We start from the raw sequence: 17,820 nt of genomic DNA, 5'->3' as shown, positions 1-17,820 counted from the left end.
AAAACCCCATGAGCGCCAACGTCGATCTCAACAACCGGCCCGACTACGACCAGGTCATCCAGGACCTGGCCGACTACGTGCTGAACTATCAGGTGGAATCCCAGGAAGCCCTGGACACCGCCCGCAACTGCCTGATGGACACTCTGGGCTGCGGCCTGCTATCCCTGCGCTTCCCCGAGTGCACCAAGCTGCTCGGCCCCCAGGTGGAAGGCACCGTGGTGCCCCAGGGTGCGCGGGTGCCGGGCACCAGCTATCGCCTGGATCCGGTCAAGGCGGCCTGGGACATCGGCTGCATCATTCGCTGGCTGGACTACAACGACACCTGGCTGGCGGCCGAATGGGGCCACCCTTCCGACAACCTCGGCGCCATCCTGGCGGTGGCCGACCACCTCTCCCAGCGCCGCGTGGCCCAGGGCGAAGCGCCCCTGACCATGCGCCAGGCGCTGGAGGCCATGATCATGGCCCACGAGATCCAGGGGGTGTTCGCCCTGGAGAACTCCTTCAACCGCGTCGGCTTGGACCACGTCTTCCTGGTCAAGCTGGCGTCCACCGCGGTCAGCGCCAAGCTGATGGGGGCCAACCGCGAGCAGCTGCTGTCAGCCCTGTCCCATGCCTTCGTCGATGGCCAGGCGCTGCGCACCTACCGCCATGCGCCCAACGCCGGCAGCCGCAAGTCCTGGGCCGCCGGCGACGCCTCCAGCCGCGGTGTGCGCCTGGCCGACATCGCCCTGCGTGGCGAGATGGGCATCCCTGGCGTACTCAGCGCGCCCCAGTGGGGCTTCTATGACGTGCTGTTCAGCCACACCAACAAGGACCTGGCCACCAAGCCCGTCGACCAGCGCCAGTTCCGCTTCCCCCAGGGCTTCGGCAGCTACGTGATGGAAAACGTGCTGTTCAAGATCAGCTTCCCGGCGGAATTCCACGCCCAGACCGCCGCCGAGGCCGCGGTGATCCTGCATCCCCAGGTCCGCGACCGGGTGGACCAGATCGAGAAGATCGTGGTGACCACCCACGAATCGGCCATCCGCATCATCTCCAAGCAGGGCCCCATGGCCAACGCCGCCGACCGTGACCACTGCCTGCAGTACATGATCGCCGTGCCGCTGCTGTTCGGCGATCTGGTCGCCGAGCACTATGAGGACGCCTTCCACCAGGCCCATCCACGGATCGACCAGTTGCGCGAGAAGATGGAGATCGTCGAGGACGAGCGCTACAGCCGCGAATACCTGGAAGCCGACAAGCGTTCCATCGCCAACGCCCTGCAGGTGTTCTTCACCGATGGCAGCAGCACCGAGAAGATCGCCATCGAGTACCCGGTAGGTCATCGCCGTCGTCGTGAAGAGGGCATTCCGCTGCTGGAGCGCAAATTCCAGAGCAACCTGGCGACGCGCTTCACGGCCGCTCGCTGCGCCCAGATCTTCGAGCTGTGCAAGGACCAGGCGGGACTGGAAGCCACCCCCGTGCACCGCTTCGTGGATCTGTTCGTTCTTTGAATAGAGGAGGCGACTCGATCGAGCCTGCAGGGCCATGCAGGATCAGGCGAGTCGCCTCGAAGGTGGGGCAGGGCATGGCGGGTGGTCAACTACCCGTCGCGCCCTTTTCTTTTAGTAGTAACGGTCCACATAGGCCGGGCGTTGCTGCCGACCGGCCAGGCGCCAGTGTTCCTGCAGGGCAGCGTGGACGCTCCTGATGAAGTGCTCGTCCGCTGCCGCCGATTTGCCGACGTAGCCGCCGCCTCTGTTGTAGGTCTTGAAGCGGATGCGCAGGCTGGGATGGCGCTGCTCGAACTGCTCGGGCGTCTCGCCGCCGGGCAGGCGGTCGACATGCACCGCGCCGCTCTCGCAGACCCAGAGGATATGGTTGTGATTCTTGTCCTTGAGCCCGGCGAAGAGTTGCTTGAGATCGTCCAGGCTGGGGTTGTCGTTCAGGTTCATGAGCGTGTCCTCCACAGTGGCCGTGATCAATGGAATTGGTTCATGGTGTTGTCCTTGCCCGCCGCCTTGAGCGCGGCTTCCCCGGCAAAGTATTCCTTGTGGTCGTCGCCCATGTCCGAGCCGGCCATGTTCTGGTGCTTGACGCAGGCGATGCCCTGGCGGATCTCCTGGCGCTGCACGCCCTTGACGTAGGCCAGCATGCCTTCCTCGGCGAAGTAGCCCTTGGCCAGGTTGTCGGTGGACAGGGCCGCGGTGTGGTAGGTGGGCAGGGTGATCAGGTGGTGGAAGATGCCCGCTTCCCGCGCTGCATCGCGCTGGAAGCTCTGGATCCGCGCATCGGCCAGACGCCCCAGTTCGGTGTCGTCGTAGTCCACGCTCATCAGCTTGGCGCGGTCGTAGGCGGACACGTCCTTGCCTTCGGCCTGCAGGGCGTCGAACACCTGCTGACGGAAACTCAGGGTCCAGTTGAAGGAGGGGCTGTTGTTGTAGACCAGCTTGGCGTTGGGCACGACTTCGCGGATGCGGTCGACCATGGCCTTGATCTGGCCGACGTGGGGCTTCTCGGTCTCGATCCACAGCAGGTCGGCGCCGTTCTGCAGCGAGGTGATGCAGTCCAGCACCACCCGGTCCACGCCGCTGCCGGCACGGAACTGGAACAGGCCGCTGGCCAGGCGCTTGGGCTTGAGCAGCTTGCCGTCGCGGCTGATGAGGACGTCGCCGTTGCCCAGTTGGCTGGCGTCCACCTCGTCGCAGTCGAGGAAGCCGTTGTACTGGTCGCCCAGGTCGCCCGGCTGCTTGCTCACGGCGATCTGCTTGGTCAGGCCGGCGCCCAGGGAGTCGGTGCGGGCGACGATGACGCCCTCGTCCACGCCCAGTTCGAGGAAGGCGTAGCGCACCGCGTTGATCTTGGCCAGGAAGTCCTCGTGGGGCACCGTGACCTTGCCGTCCTGGTGGCCGCACTGTTTCTCGTCGGAGACCTGGTTTTCCAGCTGGATGCAGCAGGCCCCGGCTTCGATCATCTTCTTGGCCAGCAGGTAGGTGGCCTCGGCATTGCCGAAACCGGCGTCGATGTCGGCGATGATCGGCACCACGTGGGTCTCGTAGTTGTCGATCTTGGCCTGGATGGCGGCGGCCTTGGCGTTCTCGTCGGCGGCGCGGGCGGCATCCAGCTCGCGGAACAGCATGGCCAGCTCGCGGGCGTCGGCCTGACGCAGGAAGGTGTAGAGCTCTTCGATCAGCGCCGGCACGCTGGTTTTCTCGTGCATGGACTGATCGGGCAACGGGCCGAATTCCGAGCGCAGCGCGGCGATCATCCAGCCCGACAGATAGAGGTAGCGGCCTTTCGTGCTGCCCAGGTGCTTCTTGATGGCGATCAGCTTCTGCTGCCCGATGAAGCCGTGCCAGCACCCCAGCGACTGGGTGTAGGCGCTGCTGTCGGCGTCGTAGGCGGCCATGTCCCGGCGCATGATGGCCGCGCAGTGGCGGGCGATGTCGAGACCGGTCTTGAAGCGATTCTGCAGACGCATCCGCGCGGCGTATTCCGGGTTGATGGCGCTCCAGTGATTGCCGGCAGTGGTCTTGAGGGCGGCGATGGCCTGAACGTCGTTCTCGTAAGCGGACATGAGTCGATCCTTCTCGATGAGGTTGGCTTGGGTACCAGTCTTTTCCCAACGTCCGGCAGCGGGGTGGCGGTTGCCACCCGGATACCGGTCGCGAAGGCGAAAGGTCAGCCCAGCTGTCGAGTCATGTCGCCGTACGTACCTGCATGGATCCGGACGTCACCTCTGGCGACGCTGCCTCGAGCAGCGCGGCATTTCAGTCGTCTTCTCTTGTAGTGCCTCTTGAGCATCACTACGCAGGACGGCCCGAGGGTCACCCGGAGCCCAGGCGCGACCCGCATGGATAGGGGGTTCGCGTCCGGTGCAGCTAGAGATTTGCAGGAGATAGGCACGTCGTCAATCGTGTTTTGTAGTGCTTTCGTATAAGCACTACAAAAGTCGTAGAGGCGGCCAGGAGCGGGTTTGGGGCGTCTATTGCTGACCCATTGGTCGCCGGATTGAGCAAAACAGGACCGCAAGCCACGGCACTGGCCGTGACCTTGCGGTCACTCGGAAGGTGATTCGAGGGGTTCCGGTATCTGCCTCTGGCGAGAGGCAGAGGCAGGCAAAGGCGGCGGGACTTACCGGTCAGTACCGACGAACGGTAAGTCCCTTGGGCTCAAGGTGCCGTGGCGGCGGTGAGGCCGGTCAGGGTGTCGGCGATATCCTTGGTGCGGTGGGAGGTCTGGGCCGTGAGGCGGCCGGACTCGCGCAGGGCGGCGAGCAGATCCTGCAGCGAGCCCACGTCCTTGGCCTGGCCGGCGATATGGGCGCCGACCTCGCTGATGGCGCGGGACAGCTGGTCGATATCGGCTCCGATCTCGGCGGCGTTCTTGTGGGTGATGGCCGCGAGGTTGCGTACCTCGTCGGCCACCACCGCGAAGCCCCGGCCGCTTTCGCCGGCGCGCGCCGCTTCGATGGCCGCGTTGAGCGCCAGCAGGTTGGTCTGGCCGGCGATCTGCTGGATCACCTGGACGATGGACTGGATGCGCAGGCTCGACTGGCTCAGCTCGTTGGCGCTGCGCACCACCTCCTCGGCCTGGTCGGTGAGGTTCTGCACGGTGCCGTCGGCCTGGCGGGTGACTTCGCCCTGCTGCAGGATGTTGCCGGCCAGATCGTCCATGCTGCTGTGCAGTTCGCCGGAGTAGTGCCGCAGCTGCTCACCGATCTCCTGGCGACTTTGGTGCGCCTGGCGCAGGACCTGGCCCAGATCGGCGAGGCCGCCGAACACCGCCTGGATGGAGTCGTCGAGGCCCTGGGCATCCACGATGCCGGTGAAGTTCTGCCGCTTGAATTCGTCGATCTGGTTGACCACCACCTGGCTCAGGCCCGCCAGCTTCTTGATCTGTCGGCGCAGGAAGAAGGCCTTGAATTCGCCATAGTGAGCGGCAAAGTTGTCGACGTAGTCGTCGCGGAAGGGCGCACCTTCGGGGGTGCGAAAAAAGAACACCGCGGTGAGGGTCTGGTTGAGATTGAGGCCAAGGATCTCGCCAAAGGTGGAAAAGCCCACCACCGGCGTCTGGCCGAACACCTCGCCCATGCGCGGCAGTTCGGCGCCGTTGTTGGCGCGGCGCAGGATGCAGTCGTTGAGCACCCCCACCAGCGGGGTGCCGCTCTTGCCCTGCAGGAAGCGGGCGAAGTCCTGGCGGGTGGTGTCCACCAGGGAGGTGCGCTTGACCATCACCAGCTCCTCACCGGGCGCCACGTCGCAGAACAGGTGGATGCGCTCGCGCTCGTAGTCGATGCGGGCGATGGAGCGAACGAACAGCTCCTCGCCGACGCGGATGGCGAAGGAGTAGTCCGCCAGGCGCTGTTCCAGCTGGTCCGCGCGGCAACTCAGGGCCTCGCAGAGGGCGGCCACCATGCTCTTGATCTGGCCGCGGCTGTCGACCACCTGGCTGATGTAGCGTTCTTCCAGGGAGGCGGTGAGGACACTGAGGCTGAGCGGCGTGGCGCTGAAATTCTGGCTCTTGAACACCCCGAAGCGGGTGTTCCTGGCCATCTTCAGAAAGACCAGCTGGGCATGATTTTCATAGGCTTTGCGGCCATCGTGCAGCAGCGTCTGGCGGAAATCGCCCTTGCCGCCGGCGGAGCCGCCGACGAACAGGCAGGGGAAGCGGCCGGACTCGTACAGCGCCTCCATGAAAAAGGATTCCGAGGCGGACAGGCCATCGAACAGCACGAAGGCCAGGGTATCGCGGTGATCGATGGGCGTGCGCACCTGCAGGCGCTTGAGCGACTCGGTCAGGCGGGCGAGGCGTTTCTTCATGCTGCGCCGCGGTCCGCCACGGCGGATGTCCTCGCTGTCGAGCGGCACGTGCACCACCTCGGCCGAGGCGATCACCGAGGCGTCGAAGAATTGCAGCACCAGCCGGTCCCAGGCGCCATCGGCGGCGCAGTACAGGCGCTGTTCGCTGCCGCAGAGTTCGCCGGAGGTGGTACACAGGCTGATGGAGGCTTCGGGAAAGCGGGCCACCAGTTGCCGGGCGATGACGTCCAGGTCCAGGTGCGGCGAGACGAAGCCGGTGATGAAGGTGGGCTGGAGGGCGACGCCGCCAAGGCGGTCGCCTAGTTCGCGGGCGGAGCAGGTCAGGCTGAACACGCCACTACCGCCCAGGCGGGCGCGCGCGCCGAAGCGTTGCAGAAACCCCATGATTGTTCCTCTTGTGGGCAGGCTGGGAAAGGGAGCTCACCCAGGCATCGGCGCCGTTGGCGGCGGCTTGATAGGGGTGTGCGCCCAGGCCGCAGGCAAGCGGGCAACGGCATCAGAGGGCGAAAGGAGGCCGAGGCTCTGGCACGAGCCTTGGCGCGATAAGGATCGCGGCGGACGCCTTGAGGACAGTCTGACCCAGGCGACCGGCGGTCATGACGGACGCGGAGAACGGAGCGCGGCTGGACTAGTCCTGTTCGCCGTGCTCGGCGAAGGCCTCGGCGCCGGTCAGCCGACGACGCGAGTGCCCGAAGCAGTACCAGGCTGGCTGTTCCTCGATGAAGATCTCGCTGTCCAGCACCCAGTCCTCGCCCTCGAGCAGGCCTACCGGAATGGCGTAGTGCGGCTCGGCCTTGAGGCGATAGAACAGATGGGTGCCACAGTGGCTACAAAAGCCACGCTCCGCCCAGTCGGACGAGGCATGCACCATCAGGGCGTCGCTACCGCCGATCACGGGAGGCTGGGTGCATTCCACCGCCAGCAGCGGGCCACCGCTCCAGCGACGACAGGTCCGGCAATGGCAGGCGGATACGTGGGCGTTGTCGAGACGGCAATCCAGCTGGACGGCGCCGCACAGGCACTGGCCGTGACGTTCGAGGGGAAGGGACATGGCGCTATCCTCGGGAGGCAGGAAGTCTGCAGGATAGCCGGTTGGGCGCAGGGAAGGGAGGTGCCCCCGCCGCGAGCAGGAGCACCGGCGCGATCAATCCTCGCGGCTGGTGACTTCCACCAGGTGATAGCCGAACTGGGTCTTTACCGGACCCTGGACCTGGTGCAGTGGGGCGCTGAACACCACGGTGTCGAATTCCTTGACCATCTGGCCCGGGCGGAAGGTGCCCAGGTCGCCGCCCTGACGGCTGGAGGGGCAGCTGGAGTTGTCCTTGGCCACCTGGGCGAAGTCGGCGCCCCCTTCGATGGCGGCTTTGAGTTCGTTGCACTTGTCTTCGCTGGAAACCAGGATGTGGCGGGCAGAGGCTTTGGCCATGGGAGAAACTCCTGTTGAATGAGCGGGCGAGCCTACTCCAATCACCCCTGCAAGCAAACTGCCATCCGTTCCTCGGCTGGCGAGCCGTTTGGGTTGCGCCCCAGATGCAGGGCGGGTAAATAGCGCTTCCCTGTTTTCCGGATCGGCCCGCCCATGCCTCGCCTTCTTGCCTTTTCCCTGCTGCTGACCACAGGCCTGCTGGCCGATGTCGCCCTGGCGGCGACGCCCGAGGAGGCACGGCTGGTCAGTCTGATCAACGCCTATCGCGCCGCGCCCCAGGGCTGCCCCGGCGTGCGCGCCGCCGCGCCCCTTGCCGCCGACAGTCGCCTGGCCGCCGTCCGGCTGAGCGGCCGGGATCGCCTGCAGAGCGATCTGCGCGCCGCGGGCTACCAGGCGTCGGCGGTGCAGGTGATCATGCTGGCGGGCGCGCCCACCGCCCAGGCGGCCATGGCCGGGCTGCGCCAGCAGTACTGCCGGCCGCTGGCCAGCAACGACTATGCCCAGATCGGGGTGAGTCAGCAGGGACCGCGCTGGCAGCTGGTGCTGGCGCGCCCGGTGGTGAGCGCCGGACTGGGCGACTGGCAGACGGCCGGCAAGGCCGTCCTGGCCGAGGTCAATCGCGCCCGGGCCCAGGCCCGCACCTGCGGTACCCGGCGCTTCGCCGCCACCGCGCCGCTGCGCTGGAATCCGGCCCTGGCCAATGCCGCCCTGGCCCACAGTCAGGACATGGCCGGCCGCGACTACTTCTCCCACACGGCGCCCGGCGGCGGCACCGTTGCCGAGCGGGTGGCCAAGCAGGGCTACGGCTGGACTCGGATCGGCGAGAACATCGCTGCCGGTGCCGGTTCGGTCGCTCAGGCCATGCAGGGCTGGTTGGCCAGCCCGGGGCATTGCGCCAACCTGATGAATCCGGAGTTCACCGAGATGGGGGCGGCCTACGCCTTGAATCCGCGCAGCACCCACAGTCTCTACTGGACCCAGGTGTTCGGCCGGCCGCGCTAGGTCGGGTACTCGGCGATCTCGATGAGGTTGAGATCGGGATCGCGGACATAGACCGAGCGGATCGGTCCGGTGGCGCCGGTGCGTGCCACTGGGCCTTCCAGGATCGGCCAGCCTTCGCGTTGGAGATGGGCGATCACGGCGTCCAGCGACTGGTGGGCGATAAAGCAGAGGTCGAGGGCGCCCGGCACCGGCAGGTGCGCCTTGGGTTCGAATTCGTGCCCCCGCTCATGCAGATTGATCTTCTGGTTGCCATAGCGCAGCGCCTTGCGCCCCGCACCGAATACCTCCAGGCGCATGCCCAGCACCCGGGTGTAGAAATCCTCGCAGGCGGCGAGGTCCGTGGTGGTCAGGACCAGATGATCCAGATGATCGATCAGCATGGCGGTCTCCGCGACCGGACTGGTCTTTCACTGTGCCAGTCCCGGGCGCGGCGCACCATCACTTGGCGTGGGCCTTGATCCAGCGATTGAGCTGATCGATCTCCTTCTGCTGGGCCTGGATGATGTCCTCGGCCAGCGTGCGCATCTCCGGGTCCTTGCCGTGCTGGAGCTGGTAGCGGGCCATGTCGACGGCGCCCTCGTGGTGGGCCAGCATGCCCTTGGCGAAGGCCAGATCCGGATCCTTGGCCTTGAGGCCTTCTTCCATGCCCTGGTGCATTGCCTCCATGCTCTTCTGCATGTCCTGGTGGTTCTGGTGCTGGGTTTCGGCGGCCTGGGCGACGCCGCCCGCCAGCAGGGTGAGGGCGAGCAGGGTGGAGGAAAGGACAATACGCATGTTCGGACTCCTGACTGGGCTGATGACGCCGAGGCTAGAGCTTGCCCCTGGGGTAAGGTCAAATCATCCGGCGCGTTTCGCTGGTAGCCAGAGCTGGATAAAAGGTTTCGCGATGTTTTGTCGCAGCGCCAGGCGGTCGGCGCGCTGAACCCTGGGCGAAAAAGCGACGCCGATCAGGCAGTTGGCCGCTTCGACCAGGCGATCGCCATCACTGGGCGCAACTGCGAGAGGTTGTGATGGTCCGACGCAGCAGCGTAGAATTTTTACTACATCCAATTCCAATCCCTACCTACAGCAGACTTCTCGCTCGCGACCTGGCGTCGCAGGCGGGCCAAGCCTTTGCTCGTGGGTTTTCGTCGTCGGCTTTCTGACCGGAAGTCGCTATCCACCCCTTCGCTCTGGAGTAGAAGACCCCCCATGGATGCTACCGCCGAAGCCCGGAAGCCCAGCTGGTCCGGTGTCATCGCCCTGGCCCTGGCCGCCTTCATCTTCAACACCACGGAATTCGTCCCGGTGGCGCTGCTCAGCGACATCGGTCGCAGCTTCGACATGCGTCCCTCGCAGGTCGGGCTGATGCTGACCATCTACGCCTGGGTGGTCGCCCTGATGTCGCTGCCGATGATGCTCGCCACGCGCTCCATCGAGCGACGGCGGCTACTGATGTTCGTCTTCGCGGTGTTCGTCGCCTGCCACGGCCTCTCCGGGGTGGCCTGGAGCTTCGAGGTGCTGGTGGCCAGTCGCATCGGCATCGCCTTCTCCCATGCGGTGTTCTGGTCGATCACCGCCTCGCTGGCGGTGCGCATCGCCCCGGCCGGCAAGCAGACCCAGGCGCTCGGCCTGCTGGCTACCGGTACCTGCCTGGCCATGGTGCTGGGCATCCCGTTGGGCCGGGTGCTGGGCGAATTGTTGGGCTGGCGCTACACCTTCGTCGCCATCGCGGCGCTGGCGGTGGGCACGGTGCTCTGGCTGGCGCGCAACCTGCCGCTGCTGCCCAGCGAGAATTCCGGTTCCCTGGCCAGCCTGCCGGTATTGTTCAAGCGCCCCGCGCTGCTGTGCATCTACCTGCTCACCACCCTGGTGGTGACCGCCCATTTCACCGGCTACAGCTATATCGAGCCCTTCGCCGTGGAAGTGGCGGGCATGGGCGGCATGCAGATCACCGCCTTGCTGCTGCTGTTCGGCGGTTCCGGGGTCATAGGTTCGCTGCTGTTCAGCCGCTACAGTCTGAGATTCCCCAATGGCTTTCTGGTCGCGGCCATCGCCGGCATCGCCCTGTCGCTGCTGTTGCTGCTGCCCTTCGCCTGGAAGAGCTTCATGCTGGAGGGCCTGAGCGTGGTCTGGGGCATCGCCATCATGAGTTTCGGCCTGGCGCTGCAAGCCAAGGTGCTGGCCCTGGCCAAGGACGCCACGGACGTCGCCATGGCGCTGTTCTCCGGGATCTACAACGTCGGCATCGGCGGCGGCGCCCTGCTGGGCAGCGTGGTAGGGACCCATGTCGGCATGCCCTACGTCGGCCTGGTCGGCGGCAGCCTGGCGGTGGCCGGCTTGCTGTTCGCGGTCTTCATGACCCGCCGCTACGCCGAGCAACTCAACGCCAATCCGCTGTAAGGCTTGCGGGCGCCTCCTCGACGAGGCGCCCCGGCTAGGCGACCCAGAGGTCGCGAACTGTCTACCGGGCCGCGCCCGTCAGTCGTGGAGCGGCCCGGGACGAAGCGCTAAGCTGCGGGCTCCTGGCGCCTTGGCCAGGCTGCCGGATGCGCTCGCCATGAATCGACTGCTGTTCAATCTCTTCGTCTGGACCAAGGTGCCCATCGCCAAGATCGCCGGCCTGCGCCTGCGCCAGCTGGACGATGCCGGCTGCCAGATACAGGTCACCCATGGCTGGCTGAACCAGAATCCCTTCAAGAGCATGTTCTGGGCGGTGGAGGGCATGGCGGCGGAATTTTCCACCGGCATCCTCGCCGACCGGCACATTCGCCGTTCCGGCAGCCGTTACGCCATGCTGGTGGTGGCCATGAGCGCCCGCTTCACCAAGAAGGCCGTGGGCACCCTCGTCTTTCGCTGCGACCAGGGCGAGGCCATCGCCGAGGTGCTGCGGCTGGCCCGGGACACGGGCGAGCCCCAGGTGCTGCAACTGCGCAGCGTCGGCACCGACGAGAGTGGCGAGCAGGTGGCGGAATTCTTCTTCACCTGGAGCTTCAAGGCGCGGCTGCCGGTGGCGACGTCTCGGTAAGAGCGGCCGGCCGGTAGCGTGAAAATCGCGTAGCGTTTTCCACGGGCAAGCCCAACGCAAGACGGTGGAAGGCCGCGCCGTTATCCACCCTCCGCGGCCAACCGCCCCCTCTCCCGGCGGGAAAGGGGGAGAGGCGATCGCGGGTAGGGGTGTCCACGTTGTTGGGCTTCGCTGCGCTCAGCGCCAACCTACGAAACTAACGCCCGAAGCGCCCACCCCGGCGCTCCCCACGCCCCTGGCGCCGGCCGCCCTTGCCCTGACCCTTCTCCTGGCCCCGCGGCCGACGGCGGCGCGACAACTCGCGGGTGATGGCGTCGTTGAGCAGGTCACGATGCTCCTGGCCGCGTTCCAGAGCGGGAAACAATTCGGGCAGGCTGCGCGCCAGGTGCAGATAGGTCTCCACCACGTGCAGGGCGCTTTCCAGGCCGGCGAGATCGGTTCCCAGGGGGATGCGCGGCAGGTCCACCGGCTCGCCCCGGGCCACCAGGCGCAGCCAGCGCTGGGCCTGGCCGCTGGCCGGGCCTTCCAGGCCGCCGCGGATCGGCGTGCAGGCGAAGATCCAGCGCAGCTGGAAATCGATGCCCGGCAGGTCGATCAGCTTGACCCACTCGGCCAGTTCCTCGGGCAGCACCGAGACGAAGGCATCGCCATAGTTGATGTTGCGGTTGAAGGTCAGCCAGGTGCGCAGCAGGCTGGGCTCTTCCATGAAGTCGGACAGGGCGCGCAGGTGCTCCAGGCTCGGCCGCACCTGGAACTGGTGCAGGTCCACCGGATCGTCCGGGCTGTGGAACAGCCGCTTGATGTTGCGCAGTACATGGGGCTCCAGCGCGGTGATTTCCCCTTCGGCATGATGACCGAACCGTCCGGCGCGACCGCCGATCTGCTTGACCTCCTGCACCCGTAGCGGGCGATTCTGCACCCCGTCGAACTTCTCGTCGGTGTAGAAGCACAGGGTATGGGCCGGCAGGTTGAGGCCCATGCCCACGGCATCGGTGGCGACCATGATCTCGGTCTCGCCTTCGCGGAAGCGCCGCGCCTGTTCCCGCCGCACTTCCGGCGAGAGGGCGCCATAGACCACCGACACCCGGCGGCCGGCCATCTCCAGCAGGCCCTTGAGTTCCAGCACCACCCGGCGGCTGAAGGCCACCAGCAGCGAACCCGGTTCCAGGCGCTCCAGGGTGGTGGCGTGGCGCGCCACCGTGACCGGCGACAGGCGTTTGGTGGGCTTGATCTCCAGGCGGTCCTCGCACAGCTCGCAGAGGGTGCGCAGCGAGGGTTCGATCAGCGCCGGGCCGGTCATCAGCAGGCGCTTGGTGTGGGCGCTGACCAGGGCATCGACCCAGGCCCAGCCGCGCTGCGGATCGGCCAGCATCTGCACCTCGTCGACCACCACTACCTCCCACTGCTGGCGGCGGAAGCGGGCGAATTCCTCCACGGTGCAGCAGAAATGGGTGGCACCCGGGCGGATGATCTCTTCCTCGCCGGTGACCAGGGAGCAGGGCACACCGAGGGATTCCAGGCGCTCCTGGTTCTCCAGCGCCATCAGCCGCAACGGTGACAGGTAGATGGCGTGGGTCACCGCCGCCATGGCTTCGATGGACCTGTGGGTCTTGCCGCTGTTGGTGGGGCCGAGCAGCGCGGTCCAGGTGCGGGTCAGGCGCCGGGCCGGATAGTTCTGGTGGTACTGGCCGAAGCGCGGATTGTTTTCCAGCAGCACGGCGAAGGCCATCTTCTCGCGCTGCTGGCCCACGGCGTGGCGCAGGGCGCGACGCAGCTTGTCGCTCTCCAGGCGCATCAGCTCCTGCAGGCGCGGGGTGCCGAGCTGGTGCAGGTCGAAGTCCAGAGCATCGGCTTCGCCCACCAGCACGGCGAAACGCTCGCGCAATTCCCCCTCCGCGGCGGCCTTGAGCGCGGCCACATCGGCGTCGCCAAGCAGACGCCCCTGGTTGGCCGCCAGCCGTCGGGGGATCTCCAGGCGGATGTCCTCGTGGGTCAGCACCACATTGAATCTCAACTCGTGGCGCGTCTCGTTGAGCACCTCCACCGCGCGCGGCAGGAAGTCGTCCAGGCGGATCAGCGCCTGGGGTACCCGCTCCAGTACGCGCTGACGATCTTCCTCGGCCATCTCGGCGAAGGGTGCCGCCAGGATGCTCAGCCGCTCGCGCACGGCATCGCCCAGGCGCTGGCCGACCGCCGCGGCAAAGGTCTCGGCGGAGTCACTGTCGGCCAGGTTCAGTGCCCAGTGCGGTTCGAGCAGCTCGCTCGCCGCGCCGCCGGTGAAGAGCGTTTCGCTGCCGAAGACGTCCACCGGATGGGCAAAGGTCTTGCTGGCACTGAGCAGCGCCTGGCCCAGCAGACGGTCGGGATCGGGCGCACTGCCGGCGGCCACCGCCGCGGCCTCGTCGAGACCCAGCCAGAAGGCCTTGGCGATACGGCCCAGGTGCGGCAGGGGATAACCCGAGTAGGGTTTGAACCAGAGTTCCTGATGCTGTTGCCTGGCGACGAAGTCGGGATGGGTGCGGCCGGCCCAGTCGAGGAAGCGTTGCAGGCGTTCGAGGCGGCGTTGCTTGCGGAGGCGGTGATCGCTCATGCGAGAAGAGGCTTTCCAGGGGGACTATTAGGACATGGGACCCTGGCCGGAGCCACGGGGTCACCGCGTGGTGCGCCATTCGGCAGATAGGGGGCACCGCCAAGGCCTTGGCGCAGTCTCCATCAAGAGGGTGGCGTCCGTCACCCACTCTTCCTCTCCTGTTCTGGATCACGCCACCCACATGACTTTTCTCGTCTGGGTCGGGGTATTGGGATCGTTGTTGATGATCCTCGCCCTGACCTCCGCCTATTTGCGCTGGCTACCGGTCACCACCTCGGTGGTCTGTCTGGCCTTTGGCATACTCATCAGTCCCATCGGCCTGGGGCTGGCCGAGGTCAACTTCCAGCAATCGGCGACCTGGATCGGCCACCTGACCGAGGTGGCGGTGCTCTTTTCGCTGTTCGTCAGCGGCCTCAAGCTGCGGCTGTCCTTCCATCGTTCCTCCTGGCACGGCGCCTATCTGCTGGCCGGGCCGGTGATGATTCTCAGCATCGCCGGCGTCTGCCTGGTCGCTCACTACCTGCTCGGCCTGCCCTGGGGCGTGGCCTTGCTGATCGGCGCCATCCTCGCGCCCACCGATCCGGTGCTGGCCGGGCTGGTGCAGGTCAACCACGCCCAGGATTTCGACCGGGTGCGCTTCGGTCTCTCCGGCGAGGCAGGCCTCAACGACGGCACCGCCTTTCCCTTCGTCCTGCTCGGCCTGTTGTTACTGCAACATGGTCAGTTGCAATGGGACTGGATCCTGGAGTGGTTTCTCAAGAGCGTGGTCTGGGGTGTACCGGCTGGGCTGCTGCTGGGCTACTTCATGGGCAAGGGCGTGGGTCGGCTGATGATCTATCTACGCACCCGGCATGGCGACAGCACCATCTCGCCCAACGACTTCCTCGCCCTGGCACTGATCGCCCTGTCCTATGTGCTGGCCGACGAGATCGGCGCCTTCGGCTTTCTCGCGGTGTTCGCCGCCGGCCTGGGCTTGCGCCAGGCGGAAGTCCAGACGTCGGGGCATGCGGAAACGCCTTCCGAGCACCTGGCGCAGCCGGTGATCGGGCATCTCACCGGCGCACCGGAGCACGCCACGGTCGCCAAGGCGGAGGACATCGAGGAGCCGCGCATGGCCGCCGGGGTGATGATGGGCGACATGCTGGCCTTCGGCAGCCTGGTGGAACGCTCCTTCGAGGTGCTCCTGGTGACCCTGCTCGGCGTGGTGCTCATCACCCACTGGGACAGCCGCGCGCTACTGCTGGGCGCCTTGCTGTTCGTGGTGATTCGCCCGCTGGGGGTGGCGACCATGCTGCCCTTCACCCGCATCGATCGCCAGCAGGGGGCGCTGATCGGCTGGTTCGGCATCCGCGGTATCGGTAGCCTGTATTATCTGTGCTACGCGCTCACGCATCACGTCACGGCCGACTGGGCCGGGACCATCGTCGACCTGACCCTGTCGGTGGTGGCCTTGAGCATCGCGGTCCACGGGATTTCCATCCAGCCGCTGCTCGACCGCTACGAGCGCCTCACTGCCCGTCGCGAGGGCTCGGCGAGACCCTGAGCCCGTTTGCGACCCATACCGGAGGACGCATGTATCACGGCGAACGTCTCAATGCCTGGACCCATCTGGTCGGCGCCCTGCTGGCCCTGGCCGGTGCCGTCACCCTGGTGGTGCTGGCCAGCCTGCAGGGGGATCCCTGGCGCATCGTCAGCGTGGCCATCTATGGGGTGGCGCTGGTGATCCTCTACAGCGTCTCGACCCTCTACCACAGCGTGAAGGGGCGGGCGAAACGCCTGCTGCAGAAGCTCGATCACCTGTCGATCTATCTGCTCATCGCCGGCAGCTACACGCCGTTCTGCCTGGTGACCCTGCGCGGGCCCTGGGGCTGGACGCTGTTCGGCATCGTCTGGGGCCTGGCGCTGATCGGCATGGCGCAGGAACTCAAGCCGCGTTCGGAAGCGCGCATCCTGTCGCTGGTGATCTACGCCGTCATGGGCTGGATCGTGCTGGTGGCGGTGGGGCCGCTGCTGGATCGCCTGGGCGGTGAAGGCTTCGCCTGGCTGGTGGCCGGGGGGGTGCTCTACACCGTCGGCATCCTGTTCTTCGTCTTCGACGACCGCTTTCGTCATTGGCATGGCATCTGGCACGGCTTCGTCATGGCCGGCAGCGCCCTGCACTTCGTCGCCATCCTCAGGTATGTGCTGCCGGTGCCCTAGGGCGGTCTTGAGGAGTTCGTCACAGATATGGCGGCCTATGGCCATACTTCGCGAACCCTTGGGTCGCGGATCGGTTCAGAGATAGCTGAATCCACTCCCCAGTGCGTTGCTTTCCCAAAACGAAGAAGAAGAGGAAGGTGAAACGTGTTCAGCCGTCCCAGATCCCTCGTACTGCTCCTGATGCTTGCCTGCACCGCCTGCCAGGAAAAGGACGCCAAGACCGTCGCGGCGCCGATCAAGAAGGACGCCAGCTTCGAACAGCGCGGCAAGGCGTCCTTCTATGCGCGCAAGTTCCACGGCAGGGAAACCGCCAGTGGCGAGACCTTCAACAACAACGAGCTGGTCGCCGCCCACAAGACCCTGCCGCTCGGCACCCGGGTCAAGGTGACCAACCTGGAAAACGATCGCGCCGTGGTGGTACGCATCAATGACCGCGGACCCTATATCCGGGGTCGCATCATCGACCTCTCACGGGCCGCTGCGCGGCGGGTGGACATGGTCGACGACGGCACCACCGCGGTAAAGGTGGAAAAGCTGGATTAACACCACTCAGTGTGACCAGACCATCTGGTCTTTGCCCTGGCGTTTGGCCTGATAGAGACCTTCGTCCGCCCGCCGCAGCAGCTCGTTGAGAGAAACTTCCGGGTCGAGCCGAAGCGCCCCGGCACTGAAGCTGATGCCCAAGGGGGCGGCGGCGGCCAGGCGGTTACGCAGGACTTCCAGCAGGTGGCTCACCCGCGCATCGTCCAGGCCGCGGATCAGCAGGCCGAATTCCTCGCCACCCAGGCGACCGACCTGCAGCCTCGGATCGAGGTGATCGATTTCCCGCGCCGTGGCGACCAGTACCTGATCGCCAACCTGATGACCGTGCCGGTCGTTGATCTCCTTGAAGTTGTCGATATCGAGCATGACGAAATGCGCAGGCGTCTGCCCGCTTTCGCCGCGAGCCTCGTCCAGCTGCTGCAGGAGCTTGCGGCGATTGGCGATCCCGGTCAGTTCGTCGGTTTCCGCCAGGATCCGATAGCGCTCCTTGAGAATGAAGGTCCGTCGCATCCATTGGCTGTTGGCGTGGTTGTAGGCGATGCCGATGGCCAGGGTGGCACTGGCCAGCAACCAGACCAGGTGTATTGGCATGGCGGTGGGAACCAGCTGGGTCTGACCGATGAACAGGATGAAGGCGGCGCCGGCGAGGGTGATCAGGTAGTGGGAGAGACGATAGGTCATGCCGCAGGTGCCCAGGACGATGATCACGGCGATGGGCAGATTCCAGTAGTGGCCCACGGCGCCGCCATCCTGGATCTGGATGCGAAAGGCGAGGGCGAGCGCCCAGATGTTGCCGGTAAAGGTAAGACTCATCATGCGCGCGCTGCGTGCAACGCTGAGCAGGGCGCTGATCGCCAGCAACAGCAGCATCACGGCGAAGTAGCGCGGCTTGTAGGGGCTGCCGATCAGCGGATTGCTCCACAGACTCAGCGGCCACAGCGCCAGCATCAGAGGCTGCAATACCTGCAGGGGGGTGCGCAACACTCGCCGGACATGCTGTTCATAACGAATATCGTCGTCCATCGACATCTCGGAACGGGGTAAGGCCGATGGGCGATGGCAAATCGGCAGGCGTTTCGGCCAAGGGGTGCGCCACTGTAATGGCTAAGTGCTATCTCTTCCAGTGGCTCGGCGGTGCTATGGCGCGGTTTAGAAGGGTTTCCGGCGAATGGCCTGACTGTATGGTTGGCCTGGCGCGGCACTGTATCTGGCCAACTCGCCTGGATGAGACCGAGACTCTCGGCTCCCCCCG

16 protein-coding genes are annotated in these 17,820 nt (G+C 66.1%); 7 read left to right on the top strand and 9 right to left on the bottom strand.

What is annotated here, in order from left to right:
- Window positions 1-8: 8 nt before the first annotated feature.
- A complete protein-coding gene (gene prpD / locus FEZ61_RS15610) occupies window positions 9-1,493 on the top strand; it encodes a 2-methylcitrate dehydratase (RefSeq protein ID WP_173149379.1) in 1,485 nt (494 codons plus the stop codon).
- Between the two features lie 111 nt (window positions 1,494-1,604).
- Here the strand turns inward: prpD and FEZ61_RS15605 are convergent, their stop codons facing one another.
- The 5 genes from FEZ61_RS15605 to FEZ61_RS15585 form a co-directional block, all read right to left on the bottom strand.
- On the bottom strand, window positions 1,605-1,934 hold the full coding sequence (locus FEZ61_RS15605; RefSeq protein ID WP_064307468.1) for a hypothetical protein: 330 nt from the start codon (window positions 1,932-1,934) through the stop codon (window positions 1,605-1,607).
- 26 nt (window positions 1,935-1,960) lie between these two features.
- Window positions 1,961-3,556, bottom strand: coding sequence for an isocitrate lyase (locus FEZ61_RS15600; protein ID WP_173149377.1), 1,596 nt, complete (start codon window positions 3,554-3,556; stop codon window positions 1,961-1,963).
- Between the two features lie 595 nt (window positions 3,557-4,151).
- Window positions 4,152-6,185: a methyl-accepting chemotaxis protein gene (locus FEZ61_RS15595; RefSeq protein ID WP_173149375.1), complete on the bottom strand. Its 2,034-nt coding sequence runs from the start codon at window positions 6,183-6,185 to the stop codon at window positions 4,152-4,154.
- Window positions 6,186-6,429: 244 nt separating this feature from the next.
- Window positions 6,430-6,852 (bottom strand): GFA family protein, encoded by a 423-nt coding sequence (locus FEZ61_RS15590; RefSeq protein WP_064307471.1) that lies wholly within the window; start codon window positions 6,850-6,852, stop codon window positions 6,430-6,432.
- A 93-nt stretch (window positions 6,853-6,945) separates the two neighbouring features.
- The gene (locus FEZ61_RS15585) at window positions 6,946-7,227 is read right to left on the bottom strand and encodes a peptidylprolyl isomerase (protein ID WP_064307472.1); all 282 of its coding nucleotides are present in this window, start codon (window positions 7,225-7,227) and stop codon (window positions 6,946-6,948) included.
- A 153-nt stretch (window positions 7,228-7,380) separates the two neighbouring features.
- Between FEZ61_RS15585 and FEZ61_RS15580 the strand changes: the two genes are divergently transcribed.
- Window positions 7,381-8,229 carry a CAP domain-containing protein gene (locus tag FEZ61_RS15580; protein ID WP_064307473.1) on the top strand — a complete coding sequence of 283 codons (849 nt, stop codon included), beginning with the start codon at window positions 7,381-7,383 and terminating at the stop codon, window positions 8,227-8,229.
- Here the strand turns inward: FEZ61_RS15580 and FEZ61_RS15575 are convergent.
- Both FEZ61_RS15575 and FEZ61_RS15570 read right to left on the bottom strand, forming a co-directional pair.
- Entirely contained in the window at window positions 8,226-8,606 is a 381-nt protein-coding gene (locus tag FEZ61_RS15575; RefSeq protein WP_026083944.1) for a VOC family protein, read from the bottom strand. The genes FEZ61_RS15580 and FEZ61_RS15575 overlap by 4 nt on opposite strands.
- 61 nt (window positions 8,607-8,667) lie before the next feature.
- Window positions 8,668-9,003 (bottom strand): DUF305 domain-containing protein, encoded by a 336-nt coding sequence (locus FEZ61_RS15570; protein ID WP_017641945.1) that lies wholly within the window; start codon window positions 9,001-9,003, stop codon window positions 8,668-8,670.
- Window positions 9,004-9,420: 417 nt separating this feature from the next.
- On the opposite strand from FEZ61_RS15570, the gene FEZ61_RS15565 reads away from it, so the two are divergent.
- Window positions 9,421-10,611, top strand: coding sequence for a sugar transporter (locus tag FEZ61_RS15565; protein WP_064307474.1), 1,191 nt, complete (start codon window positions 9,421-9,423; stop codon window positions 10,609-10,611).
- Between the two features lie 157 nt (window positions 10,612-10,768).
- Window positions 10,769-11,236, top strand: coding sequence for a DUF4442 domain-containing protein (locus FEZ61_RS15560; protein ID WP_173149373.1), 468 nt, complete (start codon window positions 10,769-10,771; stop codon window positions 11,234-11,236).
- A gap of 196 nt (window positions 11,237-11,432) precedes the next feature.
- Here the strand turns inward: FEZ61_RS15560 and FEZ61_RS15555 are convergent, their stop codons facing one another.
- A complete protein-coding gene (locus FEZ61_RS15555) occupies window positions 11,433-13,826 on the bottom strand; it encodes a DEAD/DEAH box helicase (RefSeq protein ID WP_173149371.1) in 2,394 nt (797 codons plus the stop codon).
- 181 nt (window positions 13,827-14,007) lie between these two features.
- Here FEZ61_RS15555 and FEZ61_RS15550 point away from each other — a divergent pair, with 181 nt between their 5' ends.
- The 3 genes from FEZ61_RS15550 to FEZ61_RS15540 all read left to right on the top strand — a co-directional run bounded on the left by FEZ61_RS15550 (window position 14,008) and on the right by FEZ61_RS15540 (window position 16,568).
- Window positions 14,008-15,369 carry a cation:proton antiporter gene (locus tag FEZ61_RS15550; protein WP_173149369.1) on the top strand — a complete coding sequence of 454 codons (1,362 nt, stop codon included), beginning with the start codon at window positions 14,008-14,010 and terminating at the stop codon, window positions 15,367-15,369.
- A 29-nt stretch (window positions 15,370-15,398) separates the two neighbouring features.
- Window positions 15,399-16,025 (top strand): hemolysin III family protein, encoded by a 627-nt coding sequence (locus tag FEZ61_RS15545; RefSeq protein WP_064309224.1) that lies wholly within the window; start codon window positions 15,399-15,401, stop codon window positions 16,023-16,025.
- 144 nt (window positions 16,026-16,169) lie between these two features.
- Entirely contained in the window at window positions 16,170-16,568 is a 399-nt protein-coding gene (locus FEZ61_RS15540) for a septal ring lytic transglycosylase RlpA family protein (RefSeq protein WP_017641951.1), read from the top strand.
- A gap of 6 nt (window positions 16,569-16,574) precedes the next feature.
- On the opposite strand, the gene FEZ61_RS15535 is transcribed toward FEZ61_RS15540, so the two are convergent.
- Window positions 16,575-17,591 carry a GGDEF domain-containing protein gene (locus FEZ61_RS15535; RefSeq protein WP_160923392.1) on the bottom strand — a complete coding sequence of 339 codons (1,017 nt, stop codon included), beginning with the start codon at window positions 17,589-17,591 and terminating at the stop codon, window positions 16,575-16,577.
- Window positions 17,592-17,820 lie beyond the last annotated feature (229 nt).

It is taken from the genome of Pseudomonas sp. MS15a(2019) (genome assembly GCF_013277805.1).
In the GTDB taxonomy this organism is placed as follows: domain Bacteria; phylum Pseudomonadota; class Gammaproteobacteria; order Pseudomonadales; family Pseudomonadaceae; genus Chryseomonas; species Chryseomonas benzopyrenica.
The sequence above is the reverse complement of the archived record's forward strand: the minus strand, read 5'-3'. Positions and strand labels throughout refer to the sequence as shown.